Annotated in this window: 23 protein-coding genes; 11 read left to right on the top strand and 12 right to left on the bottom strand. The window is 69.2% G+C overall.

The genetic code is table 11. The features are described 5' to 3' along the window. Window positions 1-5 precede the first annotated feature (5 nt). Window positions 6-371: a BON domain-containing protein gene (locus tag LMA02_RS03710; protein WP_175656162.1), complete on the bottom strand. Its 366-nt coding sequence runs from the start codon at window positions 369-371 to the stop codon at window positions 6-8. 464 nt (window positions 372-835) lie between these two features. Here LMA02_RS03710 and LMA02_RS03705 point away from each other — a divergent pair, with 464 nt between their 5' ends. The 3 genes from LMA02_RS03705 (at window position 836) to LMA02_RS03695 (ending at window position 4,045) form a co-directional block, all read left to right on the top strand. Beyond that, window positions 836-2,299 (top strand): TAXI family TRAP transporter solute-binding subunit, encoded by a 1,464-nt coding sequence (locus tag LMA02_RS03705; protein ID WP_228906969.1) that lies wholly within the window; start codon window positions 836-838, stop codon window positions 2,297-2,299. Window positions 2,300-2,390: 91 nt separating this feature from the next. Next, complete coding sequence (locus LMA02_RS03700) at window positions 2,391-3,029, top strand: 2-hydroxychromene-2-carboxylate isomerase (protein ID WP_228906968.1); 639 nt, start codon at window positions 2,391-2,393, stop codon at window positions 3,027-3,029. Window positions 3,030-3,097: 68 nt separating this feature from the next. Then, on the top strand, window positions 3,098-4,045 hold the full coding sequence (locus LMA02_RS03695) for a LysR family transcriptional regulator (protein ID WP_166725710.1): 948 nt from the start codon (window positions 3,098-3,100) through the stop codon (window positions 4,043-4,045). Window positions 4,046-4,087: 42 nt separating this feature from the next. Here LMA02_RS03695 and LMA02_RS03690 read toward each other — a convergent pair whose 3' ends face one another. The 4 genes from LMA02_RS03690 to xdhA all read right to left on the bottom strand — a co-directional run bounded on the left by LMA02_RS03690 (window position 4,088) and on the right by xdhA (window position 9,289). After that, window positions 4,088-4,489, bottom strand: a complete 402-nt coding sequence (locus tag LMA02_RS03690; RefSeq protein ID WP_228906967.1) for a nuclear transport factor 2 family protein — start codon at window positions 4,487-4,489, stop codon at window positions 4,088-4,090. Between the two features lie 93 nt (window positions 4,490-4,582). Beyond that, window positions 4,583-5,245, bottom strand: coding sequence for a xanthine dehydrogenase accessory protein XdhC (gene xdhC / locus LMA02_RS03685; RefSeq protein WP_228906966.1), 663 nt, complete (start codon window positions 5,243-5,245; stop codon window positions 4,583-4,585). Window positions 5,246-5,329: 84 nt separating this feature from the next. Further along, a complete protein-coding gene (gene xdhB / locus LMA02_RS03680) occupies window positions 5,330-7,693 on the bottom strand; it encodes a xanthine dehydrogenase molybdopterin binding subunit (RefSeq protein WP_228906965.1) in 2,364 nt (787 codons plus the stop codon). Between the two features lie 18 nt (window positions 7,694-7,711). After that, window positions 7,712-9,289 (bottom strand): xanthine dehydrogenase small subunit, encoded by a 1,578-nt coding sequence (gene xdhA, locus LMA02_RS03675; RefSeq protein ID WP_228906964.1) that lies wholly within the window; start codon window positions 9,287-9,289, stop codon window positions 7,712-7,714. A 349-nt stretch (window positions 9,290-9,638) separates the two neighbouring features. On the opposite strand from xdhA, the gene LMA02_RS03670 reads away from it, so the two are divergent. Then, window positions 9,639-10,853, top strand: a complete 1,215-nt coding sequence (locus LMA02_RS03670) for an MFS transporter (RefSeq protein ID WP_011656096.1) — start codon at window positions 9,639-9,641, stop codon at window positions 10,851-10,853. A 326-nt stretch (window positions 10,854-11,179) separates the two neighbouring features. Here the strand turns inward: LMA02_RS03670 and LMA02_RS03665 are convergent, their stop codons facing one another. Continuing rightward, complete coding sequence (locus LMA02_RS03665; RefSeq protein WP_228906963.1) at window positions 11,180-12,076, bottom strand: DMT family transporter; 897 nt, start codon at window positions 12,074-12,076, stop codon at window positions 11,180-11,182. 133 nt (window positions 12,077-12,209) lie between these two features. Here LMA02_RS03665 and LMA02_RS03660 point away from each other — a divergent pair, with 133 nt between their 5' ends. Beyond that, window positions 12,210-13,145: a helix-turn-helix domain-containing protein gene (locus LMA02_RS03660; protein ID WP_212083169.1), complete on the top strand. Its 936-nt coding sequence runs from the start codon at window positions 12,210-12,212 to the stop codon at window positions 13,143-13,145. A gap of 60 nt (window positions 13,146-13,205) precedes the next feature. Here LMA02_RS03660 and LMA02_RS03655 read toward each other — a convergent pair whose 3' ends face one another. Next, the gene (locus LMA02_RS03655) at window positions 13,206-14,417 is read right to left on the bottom strand and encodes a pyridoxal-phosphate-dependent aminotransferase family protein (protein ID WP_175698701.1); all 1,212 of its coding nucleotides are present in this window, start codon (window positions 14,415-14,417) and stop codon (window positions 13,206-13,208) included. Window positions 14,418-14,543: 126 nt separating this feature from the next. On the opposite strand from LMA02_RS03655, the gene LMA02_RS03650 reads away from it, so the two are divergent. The 5 genes from LMA02_RS03650 to LMA02_RS03630 all read left to right on the top strand — a co-directional run bounded on the left by LMA02_RS03650 (window position 14,544) and on the right by LMA02_RS03630 (window position 19,452). Continuing rightward, window positions 14,544-14,825 (top strand): hypothetical protein, encoded by a 282-nt coding sequence (locus LMA02_RS03650; RefSeq protein ID WP_228906962.1) that lies wholly within the window; start codon window positions 14,544-14,546, stop codon window positions 14,823-14,825. 347 nt (window positions 14,826-15,172) lie between these two features. Next, window positions 15,173-16,159: a LysR family transcriptional regulator gene (locus tag LMA02_RS03645; protein WP_228906961.1), complete on the top strand. Its 987-nt coding sequence runs from the start codon at window positions 15,173-15,175 to the stop codon at window positions 16,157-16,159. A 30-nt stretch (window positions 16,160-16,189) separates the two neighbouring features. After that, entirely contained in the window at window positions 16,190-17,188 is a 999-nt protein-coding gene (locus tag LMA02_RS03640) for a 2-hydroxyacid dehydrogenase (RefSeq protein WP_228906960.1), read from the top strand. Window positions 17,189-17,312: 124 nt separating this feature from the next. Beyond that, window positions 17,313-18,074: a 5,6-dimethylbenzimidazole synthase gene (gene bluB, locus LMA02_RS03635; RefSeq protein WP_228906959.1), complete on the top strand. Its 762-nt coding sequence runs from the start codon at window positions 17,313-17,315 to the stop codon at window positions 18,072-18,074. A gap of 217 nt (window positions 18,075-18,291) precedes the next feature. Further along, window positions 18,292-19,452 (top strand): MFS transporter, encoded by a 1,161-nt coding sequence (locus LMA02_RS03630; protein ID WP_228906958.1) that lies wholly within the window; start codon window positions 18,292-18,294, stop codon window positions 19,450-19,452. 138 nt (window positions 19,453-19,590) lie between these two features. Here the strand turns inward: LMA02_RS03630 and fahA are convergent, their stop codons facing one another. The 5 genes from fahA to LMA02_RS03605 are packed head-to-tail and all read right to left on the bottom strand — an operon-like array spanning window position 19,591 to window position 25,547. Then, the gene (gene fahA, locus LMA02_RS03625) at window positions 19,591-20,895 is read right to left on the bottom strand and encodes a fumarylacetoacetase (protein ID WP_228906957.1); all 1,305 of its coding nucleotides are present in this window, start codon (window positions 20,893-20,895) and stop codon (window positions 19,591-19,593) included. Further along, entirely contained in the window at window positions 20,892-22,226 is a 1,335-nt protein-coding gene (gene hmgA / locus LMA02_RS03620) for a homogentisate 1,2-dioxygenase (RefSeq protein WP_228906956.1), read from the bottom strand. The genes fahA and hmgA overlap by 4 nt, the downstream gene beginning before the upstream one ends. A 15-nt stretch (window positions 22,227-22,241) precedes the next feature. Beyond that, window positions 22,242-23,603, bottom strand: a complete 1,362-nt coding sequence (locus LMA02_RS03615; RefSeq protein ID WP_228906955.1) for an MFS transporter — start codon at window positions 23,601-23,603, stop codon at window positions 22,242-22,244. Further along, window positions 23,600-23,830 (bottom strand): DUF2783 domain-containing protein, encoded by a 231-nt coding sequence (locus LMA02_RS03610; RefSeq protein ID WP_151065055.1) that lies wholly within the window; start codon window positions 23,828-23,830, stop codon window positions 23,600-23,602. Before LMA02_RS03610 ends, LMA02_RS03615 begins: the two co-directional genes overlap by 4 nt. 40 nt (window positions 23,831-23,870) lie before the next feature. Next, on the bottom strand, window positions 23,871-25,547 hold the full coding sequence (locus tag LMA02_RS03605; RefSeq protein ID WP_228906954.1) for an FAD-dependent oxidoreductase: 1,677 nt from the start codon (window positions 25,545-25,547) through the stop codon (window positions 23,871-23,873). A 379-nt stretch (window positions 25,548-25,926) separates the two neighbouring features. On the opposite strand from LMA02_RS03605, the gene LMA02_RS03600 reads away from it, so the two are divergent. Further along, on the top strand, window positions 25,927-26,730 hold the full coding sequence (locus LMA02_RS03600; RefSeq protein ID WP_228906953.1) for an EAL domain-containing protein: 804 nt from the start codon (window positions 25,927-25,929) through the stop codon (window positions 26,728-26,730). Window positions 26,731-26,878: the final 148 nt, after the last annotated feature.

Genomic DNA, 26,878 nt, shown 5'->3' with positions numbered 1-26,878 from the left:
CGGCGTTATTGCTGCTGAACCGTCAGCTTGTTCGAGACCGACGTCACGCCACTCACGCCCTTCGCTGCCTCTTCCGCCTTGTCGATCTGGGCCTGGTCGGGCACCGTGCCCTCCAGCGTGATCGCGCCGCCCTTCGAGCGCACGACGATGTTCGCCACGTCGATGCCGCCTGCCTTCGTGATTGCCTTGCGCACCGCGTAGCCGAGCTTGCGGTTCGCCTTCTTCGCGGTCTTGGCCGCCGCCTTCGGCGAGCTCGCTGCCGCGGCCGGCGCTTCGGTGGCCGCCGTATCGCTGGACTGCGCGTACACGCTGCCCGTCAGACAGGCCGCCACGGCTGCAACACCCAACGCTCTCAACACGATCGACTTCATGCTATCTCCTTGTAACTCCGGAACGGCCGTGCACAGTACGGCCGGATACCCCCAATGGCAGCCGGCCCGCGCGCGAACGGGCGGGACGGCCGATGATTTCCACGGCGATGCGAGAGAGGCGACACGGGCCGGCAGCTGGCGCGCGCGTATGCGGGCCGGCCGGGCCGGGCAGCCGCCGGCCGGACGCGCCCGGTCTCATTGCGTGCCGGGTCGCGCGCGAATCGGGCGCGGCTGCGTCGCACAATGTAATCCAGCGCCCGCCGAAGCGCAAAGCTTTTGACGCGCGGGCGAGCGCCGCCGCCCGTCACCGGCCGTCGCGGCCGGCCGGGCAAGCCTGCGCGACACGGCGGCCGATTCGCGCACGTCGGGGGAAACCGGGTACCATCGCCGCCAGAACGTGCATCGCGTGCAGCGTCCGAGCCCGCCGTCATCGATGCGTCACGCCCGTGTCATCCGCCGCCGCCATGAAGCCAGCCCGCCCTCGCCCGCCCCGCCGCATCCTCGCCCGCTTCGTCGCGGTGTCGTGGCGCGACCTCGCACTGTCGATCGGCCCCACCGTGCTGCTCGCTGCCGCGGCGATCTGGCTCGCGGTCAAGCTGATCCAGCCGGCGCCGCCGTCCACGCTCGTGATTTCGTCCGGCCCGCCCGGCAGCACCTACTGGAACGCCGCGCAGAAATACAAGGCGATCCTCGCGAAGAACGGCGTCACGCTCGACGTCGAGTCGTCCGAAGGATCGGCGCAGAACCTCGCGCGGCTGTCGAACCCGAACGCGCCGGTCAACGTCGGCTTCGTGCAGAGCGGCATCGGCCCGAAGGAGCGCGACGAGCACCTGGTCTCGCTCGGCAGCATCGGCTACGTGCCGCTCGCGATCATGTACCGCGGCCCGGTCGTCGCCCGCCTGTCCGACTTCAAGGGCAAGCGCCTCGCGCTCGGCGCGGAGGGCAGCGGCGCCCGCGAATTGAGCCTGGCGCTGCTCAAGATGAACGGCATCGTGCCGGGCGGCTCGACCGAGCTGCTGCCGACCGCCGGCGAGGACGCCGCGACCGCGCTGCTCGACGGCAAGATCGACGCCGCGTTCCTGTCCGGCGACTCGACCCAGATCCCGGTGATGGCGAAGCTGTTCCGCGCGCCGGGCGTGCACGTGTACTCGTTCACGCAGGCCGAGGCGTATGCGCGGCGCTTTCCTTACCTGACCGCGATCACGCTGCCCATGGGCGTCTACGATCTCGGCCGCAACCTGCCGCCCGCCGACATCCACACGGTCGCGCCGACGATCGAGCTGGTCGCGCGCGACACGCTGCACCCCGCGCTGTCCGACCTGCTGATCGAGGCCGCGCGCGAGGTGCACGGCCACGCGACGATCCTGCAGCACGCGGGCGAATTCCCGTCCGCGGTCACGCGCGGCTTCCCGCTGTCGGACGACGCGGCGCGCTACTACAAGTCGGGCAAAACCTTCCTGTACCGGCGGCTGCCGTTCTGGGTCGCGAGTCTGGTCGACCGGCTGCTCGTCGTGCTGGTGCCGCTGATCGTCGTGCTGATTCCCGGGCTGCGGCTGGTGCCGTCGCTGTACGGCTGGCGCGTGCGTTCGCGCATCTACCGCTGGTACGGCGCGCTGATCGCGCTCGAGCGCCGTGCGCTCGGCGAGCACACGGCCGAGGAGCGCGTCCAGCTGCTCGACGAGCTCGACGACATCGAGGAAGCCGTGAACCGGATGAAGATGCCGCTCGCGTACGCGGGGCAGTTCTACGTGCTGCGCGAGCACATCGGCTTCGTGCGCGAGCGCCTCACCGCGCACGAGCACGACGCCGCATCGGGCACGTCGGGCACGTCGGGCACGCCCGGCGCCGGCCCCGCCGCGGCGGCGCGAACCGGGGAGGCGTCGCCGCCGGCCGGCGCGCCCCCTCGGGCGACTCCCGGTTCCGCGTGAGCGGCCGATCCGCGATCATTGCTGCATCCGCGCCACCGCGCAACATGAAGGCCGCCGCCAGGCGCGCACGCCCCACCCTCTGGAGATCGCCATGACAACCGGCCTCGATACTGCCCAACCCGCCTGGTTCTACGACTTCGTGTCGCCGTTCTCCTACCTGCTGCTCGAACAGCTCGACAAATGGCCGGACGTGCCGTTCGAACCCGTCGCCGTGTCGCTGCTCGACCTGCAGCGCCACTGGGGACAACGCCCGAGCGCCGAGGTACCGACCAAGCGCGTGTTCACGTACCGCCACGCGCTGTTTCGCGCCGAACAGCTCGGCATCCGCTTCAAGATGCCGCCCGCCCATCCGTTCGATTCCGACAAGGTGCTGCGCCTCGCGCTCGCGCTGCGCGCCGATATCGCGACCGTGCTGGAAATGTTCCGCTTCATCTGGCACGACGGCAACGATCCGTCGACGCCGGACGGCTTCGCCGCGCTGTGCGAACGCGTCGGCGTGAGCCACGGCGACGAGCTGATCGAATTCGAGGAAACGAGCGCGCAGTTGCGCCGCAACACCGACGACGCGATCGCGCTCGGCGTGTTCGGCGTCCCGACTTTCTGGATGAATCAGCAGCTGTTCTGGGGCGAGGACGCGCTGCCGATGGTGCTGTACTGCGCGCGCACGCCGAACTGGCTCGAGTCGCGCGAGGTCAAGCGGATCAGCACGCTGCCGAAGGGCCGCGCGTGATGGCCGGTATCACGCACGGCGACGCGCGGCTGCGGTAAGGTTACGCTTCCCCGAATCCGCCCGCCCCGATGGAAGACGACGACCGTACCGCCTCGCTCGATATCTGGCTCGTGCGCGTATTGCGCACGCTGCTGCTCGAGCGCAGCGTCACGCAGGCCGCGCTGCGGCTGAACCAGACCCAGCCCGCGATCAGCACCGCGCTGCGCAAGCTGCGCGAGACGCTGAACGACCCGATTCTCGTGCGCGGCAAGTCGGGGATGGTGCCGACCGAATATGGCGCGTCGCTGCTCGGTGCGGCGTCGCGCGCGCTGCGCGAGGTCGACTTCATCGCGACGCCGCACGGCGACTTCGACCCGTCGTCCGCGCGGCGCACGTTTCGTGTCGCCGCGCCCGACTACCTGAACGATTTCTTCATGCCGACGCTGATCGAGCGCTTTCGCGACGCGGCGCCGCATGCGCATCTGGAAATCGACTCGCTGAATCCCGCGCTCGACCATGCGGAGGCGCTCGAATCGGGCGTGCTCGACCTCGTGATCGGCAACTGGCCGAAGCCCGACCCGCACTTCGCGCGCCAGGACCTGTTCTCCGACACGATCGTGTGCCTGATGCGCGACGCGCATCCGCTCGCACGCGAGCCGCTCACGCGCGAAGCGTACGCGTCGGCCGCGCACGTCGCGCCGACGCCGTACACCGGCGACAAGCGCAACGCGATCGAAATCGGCCTCGCGCGCGCGCGCCTCACGCGGCGGATCGTGACGACGCTGCCGTACTTCGGAATCGTGCCGCAGGTGCTGCTGCAGTCGGACCTGATCTTCACGACGACGCGCCGCTTCGCGACGCACTATGCGCAGTTGCTGCCGCTCGTCGTCGTCGCGCCGCCCGTGCCGTTCCCGCGCATCAAGAGCTACCTGCTCACGCACCCGCAGCCCGATCGGCCGACCGACATCGCGTGGCTGTGCGCGCTGATGCAGAGCGTGTCCGATGGGCTGACGGCCGCGCGCGGCCGCAAGCGCTGACCCGCGCGGGACGGCCCGCGCGCGCTCATGCGGCGCGGCCGCTCAGGCCGTGCAGAAGGTTTCCTGCAGATGCGTCCAGCGCACGACGCCTGCCGCGTCGCGTTCGAACACGGCAGTCGCGCGGCGCGCGGGCAGTTCGCCCGACGCCGCCTGCTGCGCTTCGAGATAGGTGAGCACCGCATGCGACGCGTCGGCCGCGAGCACGCGGATGTCCGACAGCGCGATGCGCAGCCCCGGCTTCGCGCCGCCCAACTGCGCGAACAGCGCGCGCATGCCGTCATGGTCGAACACGCGACCGTCGGTCATGATCATCGTGAAATCGTCGGAGAAAGGCGCGAGCAGCGCATCGAGCGCCGCGGGTGCGGTATCGGCGCCGGACAGCCAGCGCTCGATGGCGACGAGGCTCGCATCGAGCGCGTCGAGATAGACCTGATGATCGGACATGGAACCTGCACGAAAGGCGCGCGGCCCGATGCCGCGCGATCCGTGCAGTGTAGGCAAAAACGCGCGGACGCGTCGGGCGTGCCGCCCTCGTCGTTACCGCGCGCAGCTCGCGTCGTCGCGCACGCGGCCGGCCGCGACCGCCTTCACATCGGCCACCGGCGTCCCCGAGCGCGCCTGCAGCAGTTCCGCGCACACGGCCACCGCGATCGCGCCGGGCGCCTTGTCGACGATGCCCGCGACGCCGATCGGACACACCATCTCCGTGAGCCGCGCCGGATCGACGCCGCGCGCGGCGAGCCGGCGCTCGAACTTCACGCGCTTGGTGCGCGAGCCGATCATCCCGAAGTACGCGAAGTCGCGCCGCCGCATGATCTGCGCGGCGAGCGAGAAGTCGAGCGCGTGGTTGTGCGTCATCACGAGGAAGTACGCGCCGGGCGGCGCCGCGTCGACGACGGCCTCCGGCGTGTCGGTCGGCTCCGGCTGCACGTTCGGCGGACATTCGTCCGGGAACAGCTCGTCGCGCGTGTCGACCCACTGCACGACGCACGGCAACGCGCCGAGCAGCGTGACGAGCGCGTGGCCGACGTGCCCCGCGCCGAACAGCACGATGTGCATCGGCGGCGGCGCGGCGCTCGCGCGGTTGCGCCGGCCGGTGCCTTGCGCGAAGGTCTGCGCGGGTGAGCCGCCGCACGCGCCGTCGCACCCGGCGACGGGCGCATGCGACGCGGTATGCGGCGAGCGTGGGGGTACGTTCATGTCAGCCTCCGCCGGGCCGCCCCAAGGAGGCTGACCGCCCCCTCGGGAAGCAGCGAACGAAGTGGGCATGGGCGTCGTTCCATCTCAACCTGCCCGCGCGGCGCTTGCCGCACGCACCGCGTTCACCGCACGCAGGATCGACTCGCCGGTGGCCGGCGCGTCGAGCGGCGGATTCACCTGGTAGTCGCCGACCGCGGCAATCGCGTCGCGCACCGCGAAGAACACCGAGAACGGCAGCAGCAGCGGCGGCTCGCCGACGGCCTTCGAACGATGGATGCTGTCCTCCACGTTGCGGTTCTGGAACAGCCGCACGTTGAACTCGGGCGGCGTGTCGTTGACCGTCGGAATCTTGTACGTGGACGGCGCGTGCGTCATCAGCTTGCCGCCCGCGTTCCACCACAGCTCCTCGGTCGTGAGCCAGCCCATCCCCTGGATGAACGCGCCTTCGACCTGGCCGATGTCGAGCGCCGGGTTCAGCGACGCGCCGACGTCGTGCAGCGCATCGACGCGCAGCGTGCGCATCTCGCCCGTCAGCGTATCGATCACGACTTCCGACACGGCCGCGCCGTACGAGTAGTAGTAGAACGGCCGGCCCTGCAGCTTCGACTGATCCCAGTACAGCTTCGGCGTCGCATAGAAGCCGTCGGACCACAGCTGCACGCGCGCCAGATAGGCCTTCGCGATCACCTCGCCGAACGGCACGCTCGCGCCGCCGACCCACACGAAGTCGTTGCCGAACTTCACGTCGGCCGCATCGACCTTGCCGTCGCCGAACTGCTTCGCCGCGAACACCGCGAGCCGCTCGCGCAGCTGGCGCGCCGCATCCTGCGCGGCCTTGCCGTTCAGGTCGGAACCCGTCGACGCTGCCGTCGCGGACGTGTTCGCGACCTTGCTCGTGTCGGTCGCCGTCACGCGGATCCGGCCGAAGCGGATGCCGAGCTCGTGCGCGACGACCTGCGCGACCTTCGTGTTGAGCCCCTGCCCCATCTCCGTGCCGCCGTGGTTCACGAGCACCGAGCCGTCGGTATAGATGTGCACCAGCGCGCCGGCCTGGTTGAAGTGCGTGACGTTGAACGCGATGCCGAACTTCACCGGCGTGAGCGCGATGCCCTTCTTCAGCACCGTGTTGCGGGCGTTGAAGTCGCGCACGCCCGCGCGCCGCGCGCGGTAGTCGCTCGTCGTCTCGAGTTCGCCGAGCAGCTCCTGCAGCACGTTGTCCTCGACCGTCTGCCCGTAAGGCGTCACGTTGCGTTCGGTCTTGCCGTACAGGTTCGCGTAGCGCACGTCGAGCGGATCGCGGCCGAGCCCGCGCGCGATGTCATCGAGGATGTACTCGATCGCGAACGCGCCCTGCGGGCCGCCGAAGCCGCGGAACGCGGTGTTCGACTGCGTGTTGGTCTTGCCGCAGTAGCCGGCGATGTCGACGTCGCCGAGCCAGTACGCGTTGTCGAAGTGGCACACCGCGCGCGTCATCACCGGGCCCGACAGGTCGGCCGAGAAGCCGCAGCGCGACGTCATCTCGAGCGCGACGCCGTCGAGGCGGCCGTCGTCGTCGTAGCCGACGTCGAAGCGGTAATGGAAGTCGTGCCGCTTGCCGGTGATCATCATGTCGTCGTCGCGGTCCGGACGCAGCTTCACCGGGCACAGCAGCTTCCATGCGGCGAGCGCCGCGCAGCATGCGAACAGGCCCGACTGCGATTCCTTGCCGCCGAAGCCGCCGCCCATCCGGCGACATTCGACCAGGACGTTGTGCGACGCGACGCCGAGCACGTGCGCGACGAGGTGCTGCATTTCGCTCGGGTGCTGCGTCGAGCAGTACACGTGCATCCCGTCGTCGTCCTTCGGCACCGCGTAGGCAATCTGCCCTTCCAGATAGAACTGCTCCTGGCCGCCGAGCAGCATCTCGCCCGACTCGCGATGCGGCGCGGCGGCCAGGCGCGCGGCCGCGTCGCCGCGCGCGAGCTTCAGCGGCGGGATCACGTAGGTTTCGGCCTGGCGCGCTTCCTGCGCGGTCAGGATCGCGGGCAGCTCCTCGTAGTCGACCTGCGCACGGCGCGCGGCGAGCCGCGCGATGTCATGCGACGTTGCAACGACGATGAACATCGGCTGGCCGACGAACTGCACGATGCCTTTCGCGAGCACCGGGTCGTCGTGGATGATCGGACCGCAGTCGTTGACGCCCGGGATGTCGTCGGCCGTGAACACGGCGACCACGCCCGGCGTCGCGCGCACCGCGTCGAAGTTCATCGACACGATCTTCGCGTGCGGCTTGGCCGACAATCCGAGCGCCGCGTGCAGCGTGCCCGCGACGATCGGGATGTCGTCGGTGTAGGTCGCGCGCCCGCTCACGTGCAGGTGGGCGGATTCGTGCGGACGCGAGATGTGCACCTGCGCGGCGTCGGCTTGCTGGTCGAGGGTGTTCAGGAACGGTTCTGCTTGCTGGTTCATGTTCGGTGTTCTCCGTCTTCAGACGCGCGCGTCGGCGTCGGCGCCGGCTTCGGCGGCCACTTCACGCACATTCACGGCTTGCGGCGGCAGCGGGTCGTGCGGGCGCGTCTCCAGCCAGAATCGATACATCAAGTTCTTCGCGGTATCGAGGCGATACGTACTCGTCGCGCGCATGTCGGAGAGCGGCTGGTAGTCGCGCTCGAGCGCCTGCATCGCGGCCTGCGCGGTGGCTTCGTGCCACTGCGCGCCGTCGAGCACGGCTTCCGTATGCGTCGCGCGCTTCGGCGTCGCGGCCATCCCGCCGAACGCGATGCGCGGCTCGCGGATCGTGTCGCCGTCCGCGATGAACGCGAACGCCGCGCAGACGGCCGAGATGTCGGAGTCGAACCGCTTCGACACCTTGTAGGTGCGGAACTGCAGCTTCGCGCGTGCGCCGGTGCGGGTCGGCACCTTCAGGCCGACGACGAATTCGTGCGGCGCCATGTCCTTTTGCTGATAGCCGGTGTAGAGCGCCTCGAGCGGCAGCTCGCGCACCGTGTCGCCGCCGCGCAGCACGACGCGCGCGCCGAGCGCGATCAGGCCCGGCATCGAGTCGCCGATCGGCGAGCCGTTCGCGACGTTGCCGCCCATCGTCCCGGCGTTGCGGATCGGCAGCGACGCGAAGCGCTTCCACATCTCGGTCAGCTCCGGATACGTGCCGGCGAGTGCCGCATACGCGTTCTCGAGCGTCACGCCCGCGCCGATCTCGATCCAGTCGTCGCCGTGCGCGATGGTCTGCAGTTCGGCGATCTGGCCGACGTAGATCAGGTCGTCGAGCCGGCGCATCTGTTTGGTGACCCACAGGCCGATGTCGGTGCTGCCGGCAAGAATGCGCGCGTCAGGCCGCTCGATCTTCAGCGCGGCCAGCGCGTCGAGCGTGCGCGGCGCCGCGAAGCGCGCGCCGTCGCTCGTCGTGTAATCGAACGTGTCGTCACGCTTGAGCGACGCGAGCGTGCGGGCGAGCGCGGCCGTGTCGACCGGCGCCACCGGCTGCGACGTACGTTCGCCGGTCGCGCCTTCGCCGGCCGCATCGAACATCTGGACGGCCGCGTCGACGATCGGGCGATAGCCGGTGCAGCGGCACAGGTTGCCCGTCAACGCATCGGCGATCTCGGTGCGCGTCGGCACGTCCTTCGCCTTCGCGCACGCGCTGCCGCATCCTTCGTGGCCGTGCTTCTCGTACAGCGCCCACATCGACATCACGAAGCCGGGCGTGCAGAACCCGCATTGCGACCCGTGGCAATCGACCATCGCCTGCTGCACCGGGTGCAGCGAACCGTCCGGCTGGCGCAGATCTTCAACCGTCAGCAGCGCGCGGCCGTCGAGCGTCGGCAGGAACTGGATGCAGGCGTTCACCGCCTTGAACTCGACCGTGCCCCCGTCGGTCAGCTCGCCGACGACGACCGTGCACGCGCCGCAGTCGCCTTCCGCGCAGCCTTCCTTGGTGCCGGTGCAGTGCGCATCCTCGCGCAGGTACTGCAGCACGGTGCGGGTGACGTCCGCGTCGCTGACTTCGCGGACCGCGTGACGATGGTAGAAGCGGATCGGCTCACTCATGTCTCTGTCGTTCTTCAAGTGGGGGCAAGGCGGCCTGCGCGGAGCGCTCGACCGACGTTTCTCTGACAGTTTGCACGCTATCACCATCAAATTTCCCAACCCATAGCCCATCACGCATGCGGCCCATATAACTGCCGCGATATGAGCGCGGCAGCCGCCCGGCGGCCGCGCTCGCGCGTTGCCCCGCTTGCGTTTCGGGTCGGCCCGCGCCGATTCGTCGGCGCTCCGTCAGCGAGGAAACGGCGCGCGCTGAACTAAGCGGTACCTGCGGGAAAACCGGTTCCATGGGAAAATCCCGATTCCGTTTTACGCCAACTTCCGCTCCGCTTCGCTCATTCGTTCCGACCCCATGTCAACCGATTCCGCCACACCGCCGCGCAGCGGGTTCGCGGTCACGCTGCAAATCGTGTCCGTCGTCAGCTTCACGTTCATCTGCTACCTGACCATCGGCCTGCCGCTCGCCGTGCTGCCGGGCTTCGTCCACGACGATCTCGGCTTTTCCGCGATCGTCGCGGGCGGTGCGATCAGCGTCCAGTATTTCGCGACGCTCGCCTCGCGCCCGCTCGCGGGGCGCTTCGCCGATACGCTCGGGCCGAAGCAGACGGTGCTGCGCGGGCTGATCGGCTGCGGCGTGTCGGGCGTGCTGCTGCTCGTCGCGCTGCTGCTGGCCCACTGGCCGGTCGCGAGCCTCGTGCTGCTGGTCGCGAGCCGGCTCGTGCTGGGTGTCGGCGAAAGCCTGTGCGGCACGGGAGCGATCCTGTGGGGCATCGGCCGGGTCGGGGTCGCGCACAACGCGAAGGTGATCTCGTGGAATGGCATCGCGACCTACGGCGCGCTCGCGCTCGGCGCACCGGTCGGCGTGGCGATCGCGCATACGCTGAACCCGGCGCTGATCGGCGTGATCGTGATCGCGCTCGCCGCGATCGGCTTCTACCTCGCACGCCTGATCGATGCCGTGCCGCTCGTGCATGGCGAGCGGATGTCGTATGCGAGCGTGTTCACCCGCGTGCTGCCGCACGGCCTGGGCCTCGCGCTCGGCTCGGCCGGTTTCGGCTCGATCGCGACCTTCGTCACGCTGTACTACGCGGCGCGCCACTGGCCGAACGCCGCGCTGTCGCTGACCGTGTTCGGCACGCTGTTCATCGGCGCGCGCCTGCTGTTCGCGAACACGATCAAGACCTACGGCGGCTTCCGCGTCGCGATCGTGTCGTTCGCGTTCGAATGCTCGGGCCTCCTGCTGCTGTGGCTCGCGCCCGTGCCGCACGTCGCACTCGCCGGCGCCGCGCTGACCGGCTTCGGCTTCGCACTGATCTTCCCGGCGCTCGGCGTCGAGGCCGTCGCGCTCGTGCCGCCCGCGAGCCGCGGCGCGGCGCTGTCCGCGTACTCGGTGTTCCTCGACCTGTCGCTCGGCATTACCGGCCCGCTCGCCGGCTATATCGCGGGCGCGTTCGGCTATCCGCAGGTGTTCCTGTTCGCGGCCGTGGCCGCCGCCGCGGGTGTCGCGCTGTCGATGGTGCTGTACCAGCGGCAGGCGCGGGTCGCGGGGAGCGGCGCGGCGGCGTGAGCCGTGTCGCGGCACCGGCCATGCCGGCCAGCGCAGCAACACATTGAAGTTCCGCAATACGCGGATGGCTTGGGGATGACGCCGGAACGCATCGGCGCCCCTGAGCGAGCGGTTCGGTTCGGCACGATCGGGGCCAGGCAGGGTCGCCGCGCCGACGGCACTGCGCCTCCGGCCATTTCGACATCGAGAATCGCAGCCGCGCCTTCCCGCGCATGCGCCTGCGTGCTCCTCATCTCCTCCTGACCCAACCGGCGGATCAAGCGCAGCCCTGAAGCGAAACCAAGTCGACCGCGCCAACCCAATCAGTTGGCGCCTCGATCATGCGCTCAGGCTCGCGCCGTCCTCGGAAACAACCGGCGCGTCAGGTCGAACGCGACGAGATTGCCGGCCAGCACGAGCAGCAGCCCGATTACCGCGAGCGGCGACCATTGATAGCCCTCGAAGACCGTCGACACGGCCAGCGCGACGATCGGGAACAGCACCGTGCAGTATGCGGCGCGCTCCGGCCCGATCCGCCCGACGAGGGTCAGGTATGCGGTGAACCCGATCACCGAGCCCGGCACGGCCAGATAGACGAGCGCGCCGAGATAGCGCGGGCTCGGGTCGATCGTGAACGGCAGCCCGGCCGCCGCGCTGCCGACCGTGAGGATCGCCGCGCCGATCAGCATCGCCCAGCCGTTGGTCGCGAGCGGGTGCAGGCCCATCGACTGCATCCGGCTCGACAGCAGGTTGCCGGCCGAGAAGCACATCGTGCCGGCGAACGCGATCGCGAGGCCCGTCCAGGTCGCGTGATCGTCGAGGTGGCCGGCCATCTGCTGCCAGAACAGGCATGCGATGCCGGTCAGCCCGAGCAGCGCGCCGGCGATCGCGGACGGCCGCAGCGGGCGGCCCATGAACAGCCGGCCGTTGATCGAATTCAGCAACGGCGCGGTCGAGAAGATCACGGCGACGAGGCCGCTCGGCACGACCTGCTCCGAATAGTAGAAGCACAGGAAATTGAGGCAGAACAGCGCGAAGCCCTGAGCGACGAGGTAGCGCCATGCTTCGCGCGGCGGACGCACCGGCCGGCGCATCACGCGCAGCAGCGCGAACAGCACGGCGGCGGCGAGCCAGAAGCGCCACGCGATCGACACGGGCGGCGGCACGGCGCCGAGCTGCCACTTGATCGCGATCCAGGTGGTGCCCCAGATCAGCACGGTGACGAAATAAAGCGACAGGTTCATGGCGGCAACGAGGCGAAACGAGTGGAACGGGCTCCGACTATGCCGCCGCCCCGCCCGTGCGGATTGTCCGGAATTGCGGTCTTTTCCGGGCCGCCGCACGGCGCGCGTCGCGCCCGCTTATGCTCGTCGCATCATGAGTTCGCCCCTGTACGCCCCGCCCGTCGATCACTCGGCCGCCCTTGCCGGCGGCGCCATGCCGTTCGGCCTGCAGTCGGTGTGCCGCACGCTTGCCGAGGCGAATGCGACGCTCGAGCGCTTCACGTGGCTCGGCGACCATCTCGCGATCGCCGAATGGACGCGCATCACCGACGAAAGCGAGACGATCTACGAACAGCCCGGCCACCACACGTTGTCGTGCTATCTCGACGGCGGTTACCGGACGGAGCGCGAACGCGTGCCGCGCTACGGCGCGCCGAGCCTGCTGTGCGCGCTGCCGGGCGACCATGAATCGCGCTGGTGGGTGCGCGGCGAGATGCACTTCATCCACCTGTACTTCCTGCCCGAACACTTCACGCAGCGCGCGATCCGCGAGCTCGATCGCGAGCCGCGCGAACTGAAACTCGCCGACCGCACCTATTTCGAGGATGCGCGCGTGGCGGCGCAGTTCCGTTCGCTCGCGCTGGAGCGCTGGGACGATGCCGACGGGCGCCTGCGCGCGAACGAGGCCGCGCACGACGTGCTGAGCCTGCTGCTGCGCGGCCAGAGCACGACGCGCACCGACGTGCCGTTCCGCGGCGGGCTCGCGCCGGCCGTGCGCCGCCGCGTGCGCGACTATATCGACAGCTATCTGTCGCAGCCGCTGACGCTCGGCGAACTGGCGAACGTCGCCGCGCTGTCCGAATACCACTTCTCGCGGATGTTCCGGCTGTCGTTCGGCCGCGCGCCGCACGCATGGGTGGCCGAGCAGCGGCTCGCGCGGGCGCGCCTGCTGCTGCGCACGACGGCGCTGCCGCTCGCGCAGGTCGCGGCCGAATGCGGCTACGCGAACGCCGGCCACTTCAGCCATCGCTTTCGCGACGCGCACGGCACGACGCCGAACGCGTACCGGCGCGCGATGCAGGGCGGCTGAGGCCCGCCCGCCTTTCGACGGCCGGCGCCGCCGCGCGCGTCCGGCGCCCTCGTCTCCCGCTTACGCGCCCCGCCGCGACAGTTCCTGCTCGAGCGCGGCCACGCCGGCCGGCAGGTCGACCGGCACCTTCAGATCGTCCATCGTGCGGCCGAACGCATGCAGCGTGCGGAACAGGTTGTGTTCGCGGCACTGTTCGCCCATCTGCCCGATCCGCACGATCGGCAGCCCGAACGAGCCCGAGATCTCGACCTGGTACTGCTGCGAGATATGGCCGCACACCATCCCGGGCGTGAGCCCCTCGGGCGTCTCGATCCCGACCACCGAATTGAGCCGGCACGCCTTCGGCGCATAGAGCGTGAGCCCCATCGCCTCGACGCCCGCCTGCAGCGCGAGCGAGCAGCGCAAGTGGCGCGCGAAGCGGCTTTCGAGCGTCTCCGCGCACACGAGGCGCAGCGCCTCGTGCAGCGCGAGCACGCCCGACACCGGCGCCGTGTAGTGATAGCCCGCGTTGTGCCAGAAGTTCTCCGCGAGCGCCATGTCGAGGCACCAGTGCGCGTTCGGTTCCGGACGCTGCTTCATCCGATTCCACGCAGCATCGGAGAACGCGATCAGCGACACGCCGGGGATCGACGACAGCCCCTTCTGGCCGCCCGTGATCACCGCGTCGATGCCCCATGCGTCCATCTCGAGCGGCATCGTCGACAGCGTGCACACAGCATCGACGACGACCAGCGCGCCGGCCGCCTTCGCGAGTGCCGCGATCTCGCGCAGCTCTCGGTTCCATACTGTGTTCGACGTCTCGCCCTGCACGATCGTGACGATCTCGGGCCGCTCGCGCGCGATGGCGTCCGCGATCTCGTCGAGGCTCGCGACCGCGCGGTCGGCCACTTCGAGCGTCGCGACGTCGGCGCCGACGCGCGTCGCCATTTCGGCCATCCGCGCGCTGAAGAAGCCGTTGCGGATCGACAGCACACGCGTGCCGCGCCACGCGAGGTTCGAGATCGCCATTTCCATCGCGGCCGAGCCGGGGCCGGCCACGCCGAGCACCCATTTCGTGCGGGTCTGGAACACGTAGCGCGCCATCTCCTTCACCTGCTCGATGATCTTCGCCATGGTCGCGCCGAGGTGGTTGATCACGATCGTGTTCGCCTTCGCGACGGCGGCCGGGATCGGGACCGGGCCGGCCCCCATCATCAGCAGCGGTTCTTCGGGCAGGATCGCGTCGAGCGGCACGACGACGGGACAGGGAATCGGCGAGTAATCGATGGACATGGCAGGCAAAAGTGGAGGGAGGAAAACGCACGGACGTGTCGTCCGCCGCGCGGCATGGCGAACTGATCGATCATTCCGTGTTCCGCGGCCGCGCGCAAGAGGCACCCGCGGCCGGACAGCGTGCCGGTGGCCCGGTCGACGGACCGGGCCACCCGCCGCGCACCCGTCGGACGACCGGGTTTCGTATTGCCGCGGCATTGCCGTGCGGATGCGAAACGGTTCCATCGGGGGTTCGATCCCGGTGATTTTCCCCGGCAATATTGGGACGAGTCCAAGATTTCCGCCTTCAGCGCCGTGCATGTATCGGCTGAAATACCGGTGATCACGAAAAAAATCGCGCAGGTGGAATCGACCCACGAAAACCGCGATCTGCGCAAAAACATCCATTATCGCAGCATCTATTGGTGAGCGATTTCACCCAATACCGGATCCGGCCGCCAAGGTTCACGCACAACACATTGATTTACATTACAAATATTCAAAACGCAGGCGACCAACTTCAATACGCCACAAGATATCCCCGGCGCACCCGCGTGACCCCGATTCGTTAAAGCGATACCCGTGATTTCGATTTTACGCAACCCGCCCTTTTTCGCAGGTTGACGGATAACGCTTCTGTAATGAACAATCGTCTGCAGAATGGAAAACCGATTTTTCGATACGAAGGAGAACCGGGTGTCGCGCGACGGTTTTCCAGGTCGTGCAACGAAAAATCACAACCGATATCAATCAACCGGGCCAGAAATTCGCGAGCCATGAACCAGATTCAGACCATGCGTGTGTTCGTCTGCGTCGCCGAGCAGCAGAGCTTCCGCCGCGCGGCGCACCATCTAGGCGTGTCCAATGCGCTCGTCACGCGTTCGATAGCGATGCTCGAGTCTCACCTGAACACGCGGTTGATCCACCGCACCACGCGCAACCTGTCGCTGACCGAGGCCGGCCTGCGCTACCTCGACGGCTGCCGCGCGCTGCTCGAGGAATTCGATCATCTCGAGGCGTCCGTCGCGCATGCGGTGCGCGAGCCGGCCGGCACGCTGCGGGTCGTCGCGTCGGGCCTGCTGTCGCCGCTCGCGCTGACGCTGCTGGTCAGCAGCTTCCGGCACCGCTACCCCGAGTTGCGGGTGCAGCTCACCGTCGCCGAAGGGCCGCTCGACGTGCTCGATTCGGGCTACGACGTCGGCATCGTGACCGGCAACCGGCTCGACGGCAACCCGACGCTGATCGGCCACGCACTCCCGCCGGCCCCGCTCGTCGCCTGCGCGGCGCCCGCGTATCTCGAACGGCGCGGCGAGCCGCGCGCGCCCGACGACCTGCCGGGCCACGACTGGGTCGCACTCGCGCCGCACCAGCATGCGCCCGCGTGGCGGCTGGTCGGCCACGACGGCGCAACGCATTCGATCACGCTACGCCCGACCTGCACGGTCAACCAGCTGGCGCTCGTGCACGCGGCGGCCGTTGCCGGCTCCGGCATCGTGGTGCTGCCCGAGCCGTGCGTCGCCGACGCGCTCGCCACCGGCACGCTCGTGCGGCTGTTGCCCACCTACCAGATCGACGACCCGGACGCGCAGCTGTCGCTCGTCTACCCGAACCGCCAGTACGTGCCGGCCCGCACGCGCAGCTTCGTCGAGCACGCGCTCGAGCACTTCGGCGTTCAAGCGGCCCGCGCGCCGGCCGGCTACAGCTTCCTGCGCACGCCCGATCGCGTCGATCTCGTCACGGGGCGGCAGACGGGCCTGCAGTAAACTGCACGCGACAGCCATTGGAGGTGCAGCGTGCGCGTGATCCTGTTCAGCAGCCGGCAGTACGACGACGAATCGTTTACCGCCGCCAACCGGCAATTCGGCTATCGGCTGCACTTCCAGCCGTCGCACCTCGACGCGGAAACCGCGATCCTCGCGCACGGCTATGAAGTCGTGTGTCCGTTCGTCAACGACACCGTCGACGCGGCCGTGCTCGAACGGCTCGCCGACGGCGGCACGCGCCTGATCGCGCTGCGCTCGGCCGGGTTCAACCACGTCGACCTGGCCGCCGCCGAGCGGCTCGGCATCGCGGTCGTGCGGGTGCCGGCCTATTCGCCGCATGCGGTGGCCGAACACGCGGTCGCGCTGATCCTCGCGCTCAACCGCCGGCTGCCGCGCGCGGTCGCGCGCACGCGCGAAGGCGACTTCTCGCTGAACGGCCTGCTCGGCTTCGACCTGCACGGCAAGACCATCGGCGTGATCGGCACCGGCCTGATCGGCCGCGTGTTCGCGAAGATCATGATGGGTTTCGGGATGCACGTGCTCGCGCACTCGATGCCGCCGTACGACGACGAGCTGATCGCGTTCGGCGCGCGCTACGTCGAGCTCGACGCGCTGCTGCACCACGCCGACATCGTCAGCCTGCACTGCCCGCTGCTGCCGTCGACGCACCATCTGATCAACGCGCAGACGCTCGCGCGGATGAAGCACGGCGCGATGCTGATCAATACCGGCCGCGGCGGCCTCGTCGACGCGCAGGCGCTGGTCGACGCGCTCAAGAGCGGCCAGCTCGGCCATCTCGGGCTCGACGTGTACGAGGAGGAAAGCGGCCTCTTCTTCGAGGATCACTCCGACCTGCCGCTGCAGGACGACGTGCTCGCGCGCCTGCTGACGTTCCCGAACGTGATCGTCACGTCGCATCAGGCGTTCTTCACGCGCGAGGCGCTCGCCGAGATCGCGCACACGACGCTGCTGAACATCGAGGCATGGCACGCCGGCACGCCGACCAACGTCGTCACGGCGGGGCGCTGAGCCGCGGCATCGCGCGCTCGGGGCGCGCAATCCTCAACGATTCGCCATTTTGTTTCGACTGATGTAACGCCGCACGCGCCGCGTCTGCTATCGTTGCGCCGACCTCCCCTGCTTTCTGCCGCCCATGCGTTTCGACGACTCCGCCATTGCCGCGGTCTACCGCGCCATCTTCGAACGGCGCGACATGCGCCACTTCACGCCGGCGCCCGTCGATCCGGCCACGCTCGCGCGCTTGCTGCGCGCCGCGCACCACGCGCCGAGCGTCGGCTTCATGCAGCCGTGGCGCTTCATCCGCATCACCGACGCCACGCTGCGCACCGCGATCCATGCGCTGGTCGAGGCCGAGCGCCGCGCGACCGCCGACGCGCTCGGCGAGCGGCAGGACGAATTCATGCGGCTGAAGGTCGAAGGCGTGCGCGAATGCGGCGAATTGCTGGTCGTCGCGCTCACCGACGATCGCGAGCGCCACGTGTTCGGCCGCCGCACGCTGCCGGAGATGGACCTCGCGTCCGCCGCGTGCGCGATCCAGAACATGTGGCTCGCCGCGCGCGCCGAAGGGCTCGGGATGGGCTGGGTGTCGCTGTTCGACGTCGACGCGCTGCGCACGCTGCTCGGCATGCCGGCCGGCGCGAAGCCGATCGCCGTGCTGTGCGTCGGGCATGTCGATGCGTTCTATGCGAAGCCGATGCTCGAGGAGGAGCGCTGGGCCGCGCGGATGCCGATCGACGCGTGCCTGTTCGAAAACGGCTGGGACGCGCCGGCCACGCCGGCCGCCGATCGTGCGGCGGAGTCCGACACGAGCGCCGGATCGTCGCCATCGTCCGGCGTTTCCGCCGCGGACGACCTCTCCGACTCGACACCCGCCGCGGCGCCTCCCGGCCGCTGACCGAGCGCACGACGCGTGGCACGGCCGCGGCACCGGCTTGGCTCCGGCCCGATAGTCAGCCACGCCGCCGCCATCGAACACACCGCTGAATCCGGCCGGACACGCATGACGCGCGGCGGCCCGGCCTCGCGCCGCGACGTTCGTTGCGCACGCAACCCCGACCGATCCTGATGGCCTTCATGGACCTTTCAAGGACCGCGGTGTAGCATCGCGCCCGATGAAAGCCATTCTCAATCGTGATTTCCTCGCGCTGATCCTGAGCGTCGCGGTGGTCGGTCTCGGCACCGGCGCCACGCTGCCGCTCACCGCACTCGCGCTGACCGAAGCCGGACACGGCACCAACGTCGTCGGCATGCTGACGGCCGCGCAGGCCCTCGGCGGCCTCGCGATCGTCCCGTTCGTCACCGCGCTCGCGCGGCGCATCGGCGCGCGCCGCGCCATCGTCGTGTCGGTCGTGCTGCTCGCCGCGGCCACCGTGCTGATGCAGTTCACGTCGAACCTGATCCTGTGGGGCGTGCTGCGCGTGCTGTGCGGCGCGGCGCTGATGCTGCTGTTCACGATCGGCGAAGCGTGGGTCAACCAGCTCGCCGACGATTCGACGCGCGGCCGCGTGGTCGCGATCTACGCGACCAATTTCACGCTGTTCCAGATGGCGGGCCCCGTGCTCGTCAGCCAGATCGCCGGCGCGACGAGCATCCGCTTCGCGCTGTGCGGTGCGCTGTTCCTGCTCGCGCTGCCGACGCTCGCGACCATCCGGCGCGCGCCGCTCGCCGGCGACGACGCGCATCACGAAGCGCACGACAGCTGGCTCGCCGTGCTGCCGCGCATGCCCGCGCTGATCATCGGCACCGGCTTCTTCGCGCTGTTCGATACGCTCGCGCTGTCGCTGCTGCCGCTCTACGCGATGGATCACGGCGTCGCGAGCGCGACCGCGGTGCTGCTCGCGTCGATCATGCTGTTCGGCGACACCGCGATGCAATTCCCGATCGGCTGGCTCGCGGACAAGCTCGGCCGCGAACGCGTGCACCTCGGCGCCGGCTGGATCGTGCTCGCGGGCCTGCCGCTGCTGCCGTTCGTGATCGCGAATCCGTGGCTGTGCTGGCCGCTGCTGTTCGTGCTCGGCGCGGCGGCCGGCAGCATCTACACGCTGTCGCTCGTCGCGTGCGGCGAACGCTTCCGCGGCGCGGCGCTCGTCACCGCGAGCTCGCTCGTGTCGGCATCGTGGAGCGCCGCGAGCTTCGGCGGCCCGCTGGTTGCCGGCGCATTGATGGAGCAACTGGGCAGCAACGCGCTGGTCGGCGTGCTGGTCGCGTGCGTCGCCGCGTTCGTCGCGGCCGCGCTGTGGGAACGACGCGCCGCGTTGCAGCGCGCGGTCTGACGCCGGCACGGACGCGTTCGCTGTCGCGCAGCGTCCACACCGGTACATGCGAGCGCATACGCGCCGCCACCCGCCACCACAACGAAAACGGCCCGCGCGATGCGGGCCGCCCTGTCCTTGCGGATCACACGGGACGTGTCACGCGCTCCGCGCGGGCAGAATCTTGCCGGCACATGCGCCGAAGCCGACGCGATAGCCATCGCCCTGGCACCAGCCCGCGAGCGCGAGCTCGTCGCCGTCCTCGATGAACGTGCGGCTGCCGCCACCGTTCAGCGCGAGCGGCTCCTTGCCGTTCCACGTCAGTTCGAGCAGGCTGCCGAACGAATCCTTCGTCGGCCCGCTGATCGTCCCCGAACCCATCAGGTCGCCGACGCGCGTGTTGCAGCCCGCGACCGTGTGATGCGCGAGCTGCTGCGCCATCGTCCAGTACATGTACTTGAAGTTGGTGCGGCAGATCGACGTCGCTTCGGCCGCCCCTTGCGCGCGCAGCGTCACTTCGAGCGCGATGTCGAACGCATGCTTGCCCGCGTGGCGCAGATACGCGAGCGGCTGCGGCGACTGCTCGGGCTGCGCGACGCGGAACGGTTCGAGCGCGTCGAGCGTGACGATCCACGGCGAGATCGTCGTCGCGAAGCCCTTCGAATTGAACGGGCCGAGCGGCACGTATTCCCACTGCTGGATGTCGCGCGCGCTCCAGTCGTTCAGCAGCACCATGCCGAAGATATGCGCTTCGGCGTCCTCGCACGCGATCGGTTCGCCGAGCGCATTGCCGCGGCCGACGATGAAGCCCGTCTCGAGTTCGAGGTCGAGCTTGCGGCACGCGCCGAACACCGGACGCTCGGCGTCGGGCAGCTTCAATTGCCCGCTCGGGCGCCGCACCGGCGTGCCGCTCACGACCACCGACGACGCGCGGCCGTTGTAACCGATCGGCATCTCCAACCAGTTCGGCATCAGCGCATTCTTCGGATCACGGAACATCGAGCCGACGTTGGTCGCATGCTCCTTCGACGAATAGAAATCGGTGTAGCCGGGAATGTCGACCGGCAGATGCAGCGTCGCGTCGCGCTGCGCGACGAGCACCTGCGCACGCAGCGCGGCGTCATCGCGCAGCCGCGCGTCGTCGCGCGAGAACAGCTGCGACAGTTGCACGCGTACGCTGCGCCATGCATCGCGGCCGAGCGCGATGAACGGGTTGAGCGTCGGCGCGGCGAACACGTCGGCGCCGGCCGGCAGCGTCACGAGGCCCGTACGCGCGAGCGCGGCGAGGTCGACGATCTGGTCGCCGAGCGCGACGCCCGCGCGGCGCGCCGCCTGCTTCGCATCGCTGAAGATCCCGAACGGCAGGTTCTGGATCGGGAAATCGCAGGCGGGATCGTTCGCCGTCTCGACCCAGCTCTTGCGAGCCGGATCGAGTGTCGCGCGCCAGTCTTGGGGTTCGCTCATGGTTGCTCCGGATTGAAGTGTTTCCTGATGCCTTGCCAGCATTCGAAGTAGTCGGCCTGCAGCTGCGCGGTGTCGAGCGCATAGCGCGTCGGACGGATCAGCGTGCGGGTTTCGAACATGAACGCCATCGTCGCGTCGACCTTGTGCGGCTTCGTCGTGTCGCCCGCCGACGCCTTCTCGAACGTGTCCGCGTCGGGTCCATGACCCGACATGCAGTTGTGCAGGCTCGCGCCGCCCGGCACGAAGCCCTCGGCCTTCGCGTCGTACGCGCCGTGCACGAGCCCCATGAACTCGCTCGCGACATTGCGATGGAACCACGGCGGGCGGAACGTATCCTCGGCCGCGAGCCAGCGCGGCGGGAAGATCACGAAGTCAATCGTGTCGACGCCCGGCGTGTCGCTCTGCGACTGCAGCACGAGGAAGATCGACGGATCCGGATGGTCGAAGCTGATCGAGCCGATCGTGTTGAACAGGCGCAGGTCGTATTTGTACGGCGCGTAGTTGCCGTGCCACGCGACGACGTCGAACGGCGAATGGCCGATGTCCGCGCGCCAGAGGCGCCCGTTCAGCTTCGCGACCAGCTCGAACGCGCCTTCGCGATCCTCGTATGCGGCCTGCGGCGTCAGGAAATCGCGCGGGTTCGCGAGCCCGTTCGAGCCGATCGGGCCGAGATCCGGCAGGCGCAGCAGCGCGCCGAAGTTCTCGCAGATGTAGCCGCGCGCGTCATCGTCCGGCAGCGCGACGGAAAAACGCACGCCGCGCGGGATCACCGCGATCTCGAACGGCTCGACGTCGAGCCGGCCGAATTCGGTCGCGATGAAGAGCCGCCCCTGCTGCGGCACGATCAGCAGTTCGCCGTCGGCGCTGTAGAAGAAACGGTCCTGCATCGAGCGGTTCGCCGCATACAGGTGAATCGCGCAGCCGTTCATCGCGGCCGCCGAGCCGTTGCCGGCCATCGTCACGAGCCCTTCGACGAAATCGGTCGGCTCGACCGGCATCGGCAGCGGATCCCAGCGCAGCTGGTTCGGCGGCGTCGGCGGCACGTCGGCCGAATCGCCGAATTCCGACACGAGCCGCTGCGGGCCCGTGAACGGCTCGAACGGCCGGTGCACGGCCGCCGGCCGGATCCGGTACAGCCACGAGCGGCGGTTATGGCCGCGCGGCGCGGTAAACGCGGTGCCCGACAGCTGCTCCGCATACAAGCCGTACGGCGCGCGCTGAGGCGAATTGCGGCCGTGCGGCAGCGCGCCGGGCAGTGCCTCGGTCGCGAATTCGTTCGCGAATCCGCTCAGGTAGCCGGCTCTCGCCGGTGTCGACAGGTCAAGCGTCATCGTTTCCTTTCTCCATCAATTCATGGCGGCGTTCGGCGCCTGCGCACCGCCGCGCCGCGTTACGCCGGCCAGCCCCAGCACGAACAGCGCCGAGCACAGCACGGGCACCGCGGCCGCGTGGAACAGCGCGCCGTGCGTCCAGTTGAGCGCAATCAGTTGTCCGCCGACGAGCGGCCCGAGCACCGAGCCGATCCGGCCGATGCCGAGGCTCCAGCCGATGCCGGTCGAGCGCAGCGACGTCGGGTAATACTGGCCCGCGAGCGCGTTGACGGCCGGCTGCCCGCCGACCACGCAGAATCCGCCCGCGAACACAACGATCAGCAGCCACGGCAGCGCATGCGCGACCGAGCCGATCAGGCCGACCGAGACGGCCGCGCATGCGAAGCACGCGAACAGCACGCGCACGAAGCCGTGGCGTTCGATGAACCAGCCGAGCGACAGCGTGCCGATCACGCCGCCCGTCTGCAGCACCGTGCCGACGATCACCGCCGTGCCCGGCGAATAGCCCGCGTCGCGCATGACGGTCGGCAGCCAGTTCGACAGGAAGTACAGGTCGATCAGGTTCATGAAGCTGATGGCCCACAGCAGCAGCGTGACCGGCAGGCGGCCATGACGGAACAGCTCGGCGACCGGCGCGCCGCTCACTGCGCGCTCGCGCACGACGAGACGCGTGTTCGCGTCGATGCCGGCCTGCGGCGCGAATCGCGCGAGCCAGTCGCGTGCCTGCGCGTCGCGCCCTTTCAGCACCAGGAACTGCAGCGACTCGGGCAGCCGCGCGAGCATCGCGATCGTCAACACCAGCGGCACCGCGCCGCCGACGAAGAACACCGAGCGCCAGCCGAGCGCCGGAATCAGCGCGGCGCTGATGAAGCCGCCGATCGCGGCGCCGAGCGTGAAACCGCACGACACGATCATCATCCGCTTCACGCGATGCGCCGCCGGGCTGAACTCGCCGACCAGCGCCATCGCGTTCGGCATGATGCAGCCGAGGCCGAGGCCCGTGACGAAGCGCAGCGCCATCAGCACCGGGATCGAGCCCGCGAACGGCGTCGCGAGCATCGTCACCGCGAAGAACAGCGTCGAGCCGATCAGCACCGGGCGCCGCCCAATCCGATCGGCGAGCACCGACAGCCCGAGCGCGCCGAGCAGCATCCCGAACAGGCTCGCGCTGAACACCGGACCGAGCGCCTGCTTCGGCACGCCCCATTCGGCGATCACGCTGGGCGCGACATAGCCCATCGCCTGCGCATCGAAGCCATCGATCACGAGGCACAGCCCGCACAGCACGAGCAGCATCCAGTGAAAGCCCGGGCGATGGGTCTCGTCGATCACGCGCTCGACTTCGAGCACGCGTGCGTCGGCCGGCGCCGCGCTCATTGCGCGACCTCGGCGGCCGGATGCACGGGCGGCGTCACGCCCTGGCGCGCGAGCGCCATCGCTTCGCGCAGCACGTCGGCGTCGCCGATGTGGTTCGCGAGCAGCAGGATCAGCTTCGCGTTGACGAGCTGGCTGTCGGCGTCCGACAGGTCGCGATGCATGTCGATCAGCGCTTCGTAGAACGCGTCCGGATCGGCCAGGCGCGGGCGGGTGTCGAGTCGGGGCATGACGGGTGTCTCCGGTGTCGTTGTCGTGTCGATATGGTGCTCAGCGTGCGCAGGTCGCGCGCGCCAGGGCGTCGGCGATCGCCTGGCGCTCGAGCGTGCGCATCCGTGCGCAGACGTGCTGGTCGGGGCGCAGCAGATAGAACGTGCCGGGCTGCGCGTCGTAGCGTTGCGCGGCGAAGCCGTCGACGTCCTCCACGACGTCGACGCCGGCCACCGGTTGCGCATGCCCGGCCGGCACGACCAGCACCGGCCGCACCGGCAGTGCGAGGCCGTCGAGCGCCTGCACGAGCGCGGCCGCGTCCGCCGGCAGCCCGAACAGCACGCCCGCGAAGCCATCGCCCAGATGCTGCAGCAGCCAGCCCGAAGCCCCCTGCGTGCGCACCGGCGCATCGGCCGCCGCGGCACCCGGGCGCATCGCGCACGCGAACGCGTCGCCGTTGCGGTCCGGCGTGTTCAGCGGCGAATCGGCCAGCACGGCCGGCACCGACAGCCGGCCGCTGTTCACGAGCTTGCGCGCGAATTCGCAGTCGCGTGCGAGCTTCAGCGTCGCGTCACGGAACACGCGCGACACCGCGCTCTTCGGCGTGATGAAGTCGGTCGAGCGCGTCGAATTGCGGATGTTCTCGTCGGCCGCGAACTCGCGCTCGCTCGCATAGGTGTCGAGCAGGCGATCGTCCGCGCGGCCGTCGAGCACGAGCTTCAGCTTCCACGCGAGGTTGTCCGCGTCCTGCACGCCGCTGTTCGCGCCGCGCGCGCCGAACGGCGACACGCCGTGCGCGGAATCGCCCGCGAACAGCACGCGGCCGTGCCGGAACGTATCCATCCGCTGACAGCGGAACGTATAGACGCTCACCCATTCGAGCTCGAACTCGACGTCCGCCCCGAGCAGCGCACGCACGCGCGGAATCACGCGCTCCGGCTGCTTCTCGGCGACCGGATCGGCGTCCCAGCCGAGCTGGAAGTCGATGCGCCACACGTTGTCGGGCTGGCGGTGCAGCAGCACCGACTGGTTGCGGTGAAACGGCGGATCGAACCAGAACCAGCGCTCGGTCGGGAATTCCGCCTTCATCTTCACGTCGGCGATCAGGAAGCGGTCCTTGAACGTGCGGCCGCGGCTCTCGAGGCCCATCGCCGCGCGCATCGGGCTGCGCGAGCCGTCGGCCGCGATCACGTACCGCGCGTGCAGCGTCTCGATGCCTTCCGGCGTCTCGACGCTCAGCGCGGCGTGCTCCGCCGACTGCGCGACGCCCGTCACCTTGTGCTTCCAGCGAATCTCCAGGTTCGGCAGTTCGAACGCGCGTTCGGCCAGATAGCCTTCGACGTAGTACTGCTGCAGGTTGATGAACGCGGGACGCGCATGCCCTTCCTCGGGCAGCAGGTCAAATGCGTACAGCTGCTCGTCCTGCAGGAACACCTTGCCGACGTGCCAGCTCACGCCCTTCTCGACGAAGCGCTCGCCGCAGCCGAGGCGGTCGAAGATCTCGAGCGTGCGCTTCGCGAAGCAGATCGCGCGCGAGCCCGTCGACAGCGTGTCGTCGTCGTCGAGCAACACGACCGGCACGCCCTGCTGCGCCAGGTCGATCGCGGCCGACAGGCCCACCGGGCCCGCGCCGACGACGATCACCGGGTGGATGACCGCGTCATCGCCGGCGGCTCGCGCCGCGCGCGGCCGGTACTCGAACTTCAGCGTCTGGTAATCGATGCTCATGGTCGCCATCCGCTCCTCAACCCTGCCGTGCGCACGCCCGCGCATGCCGCGTCGTTCCGCCCATATCCGTTGCCCGCCGCTGCCGCGGCCCGCGCTGCTCCGCCCACTTGCTGTCAACCGCCACGTCTCGCTCCTTGCTGCCTGTTGATTCGATTCGGGAAACGGCGCCGTTCCGGACGCCCGAACGCCGCTTTTCTTGATCGGCGACAAATCCTTGGATTTACGAATAGTAAAACCAATTACGAATAGTGAAATCAACGTAAACCCTAGCCATCGTCTCGGGGACGGGATAACCATATGAGCGAAACGCCGAGCCGAGCCGGGCGCGCACTGCTAATATCAAGACATGAGGCGGCCCGTTCGGCCGCCATTTTTCCTTCCTACGCCGATGATTCCGCCCAACATTCCCGAGCTGGTCGTCCGTGCCGGGCAACTGCCGTATCTGCGGGAACACCTTGCGCTCGCCGAGGGCGGCACCGCGTGCGCGAATCTGCCGGAACGCACGCTCGCGAGCGCCTACGAACCCATCTACGACGTGACGATGCCCGGCGCACCGCAGTCGACGTCGTTCGCGGATGCGATCGAGCGCTACGGCGACGAGCTCGGCTTCCAGGCCGTCACGCTGGTCACGGGCGCCCCGCACGACCCGGTCGACTCGGCTGTCGACGACCAGGCGCTCGTCGCGATCGACCGGCTGTCGCGCGCGCTGCACGCGATCAATTTCTTCGGCGCGCAACGCCACGGGCTGCTGTTCCTGCGCGTGCACGAGCGGTTGCTCAAGAGCGTGAAGTACGACCACGGCAAGCATTTCTCGTCGGTGCTGCAGCGCTTCGGGCTACCGACCGAGCGGATCGTGATCGAGCTGCCGGCGGTCGCGGTCGCGCACAAGACCTTCCTCGGCTACCTGACGCGCAGCTACCAGCATCACGGCTTCAAGGTCGCGGACAAGCTGCCCGACCCCGGCCGGATCCTCGCGGTCGAATCGGAGATGGCGCGGCCCGACTACATCAAGATGGATGCGGGCATCGCGCTGCGCGACGGGATGGTGAAGGCGTTGGTCGCGTATGCGCAGCGCGTGCGGATTCCGCTGATTTTCGACGGTGTCGTCGACGAGACGCAGTGCGAGCTGCTGCGCCAGCACGACGTGCGGTTCATGCAGGGGCCGGTATTCGCGAAGGTCGTCACGGCCTGAACCGGGCGGGCGACGGGCCCGCGCCGGATGGCGGATCTTGATGCCGCATTGCTTCGGGAATCGAGGGCAGCGCGCATAGTCGCTCGCTGCCTACCGGTTTCGCGTCCGTTCAGGCGGAAAGGTTGAACGCGCTTGCTCGCGGGATGCA

The sequence above is a fragment of the Burkholderia sp. B21-005 genome (assembly GCF_020843965.1).
In the GTDB taxonomy this organism is placed as follows: domain Bacteria; phylum Pseudomonadota; class Gammaproteobacteria; order Burkholderiales; family Burkholderiaceae; genus Burkholderia; species Burkholderia ambifaria.
Note: the sequence above shows the minus strand (reverse complement) of the source record. Positions and strands in the feature narration are given on the sequence as shown.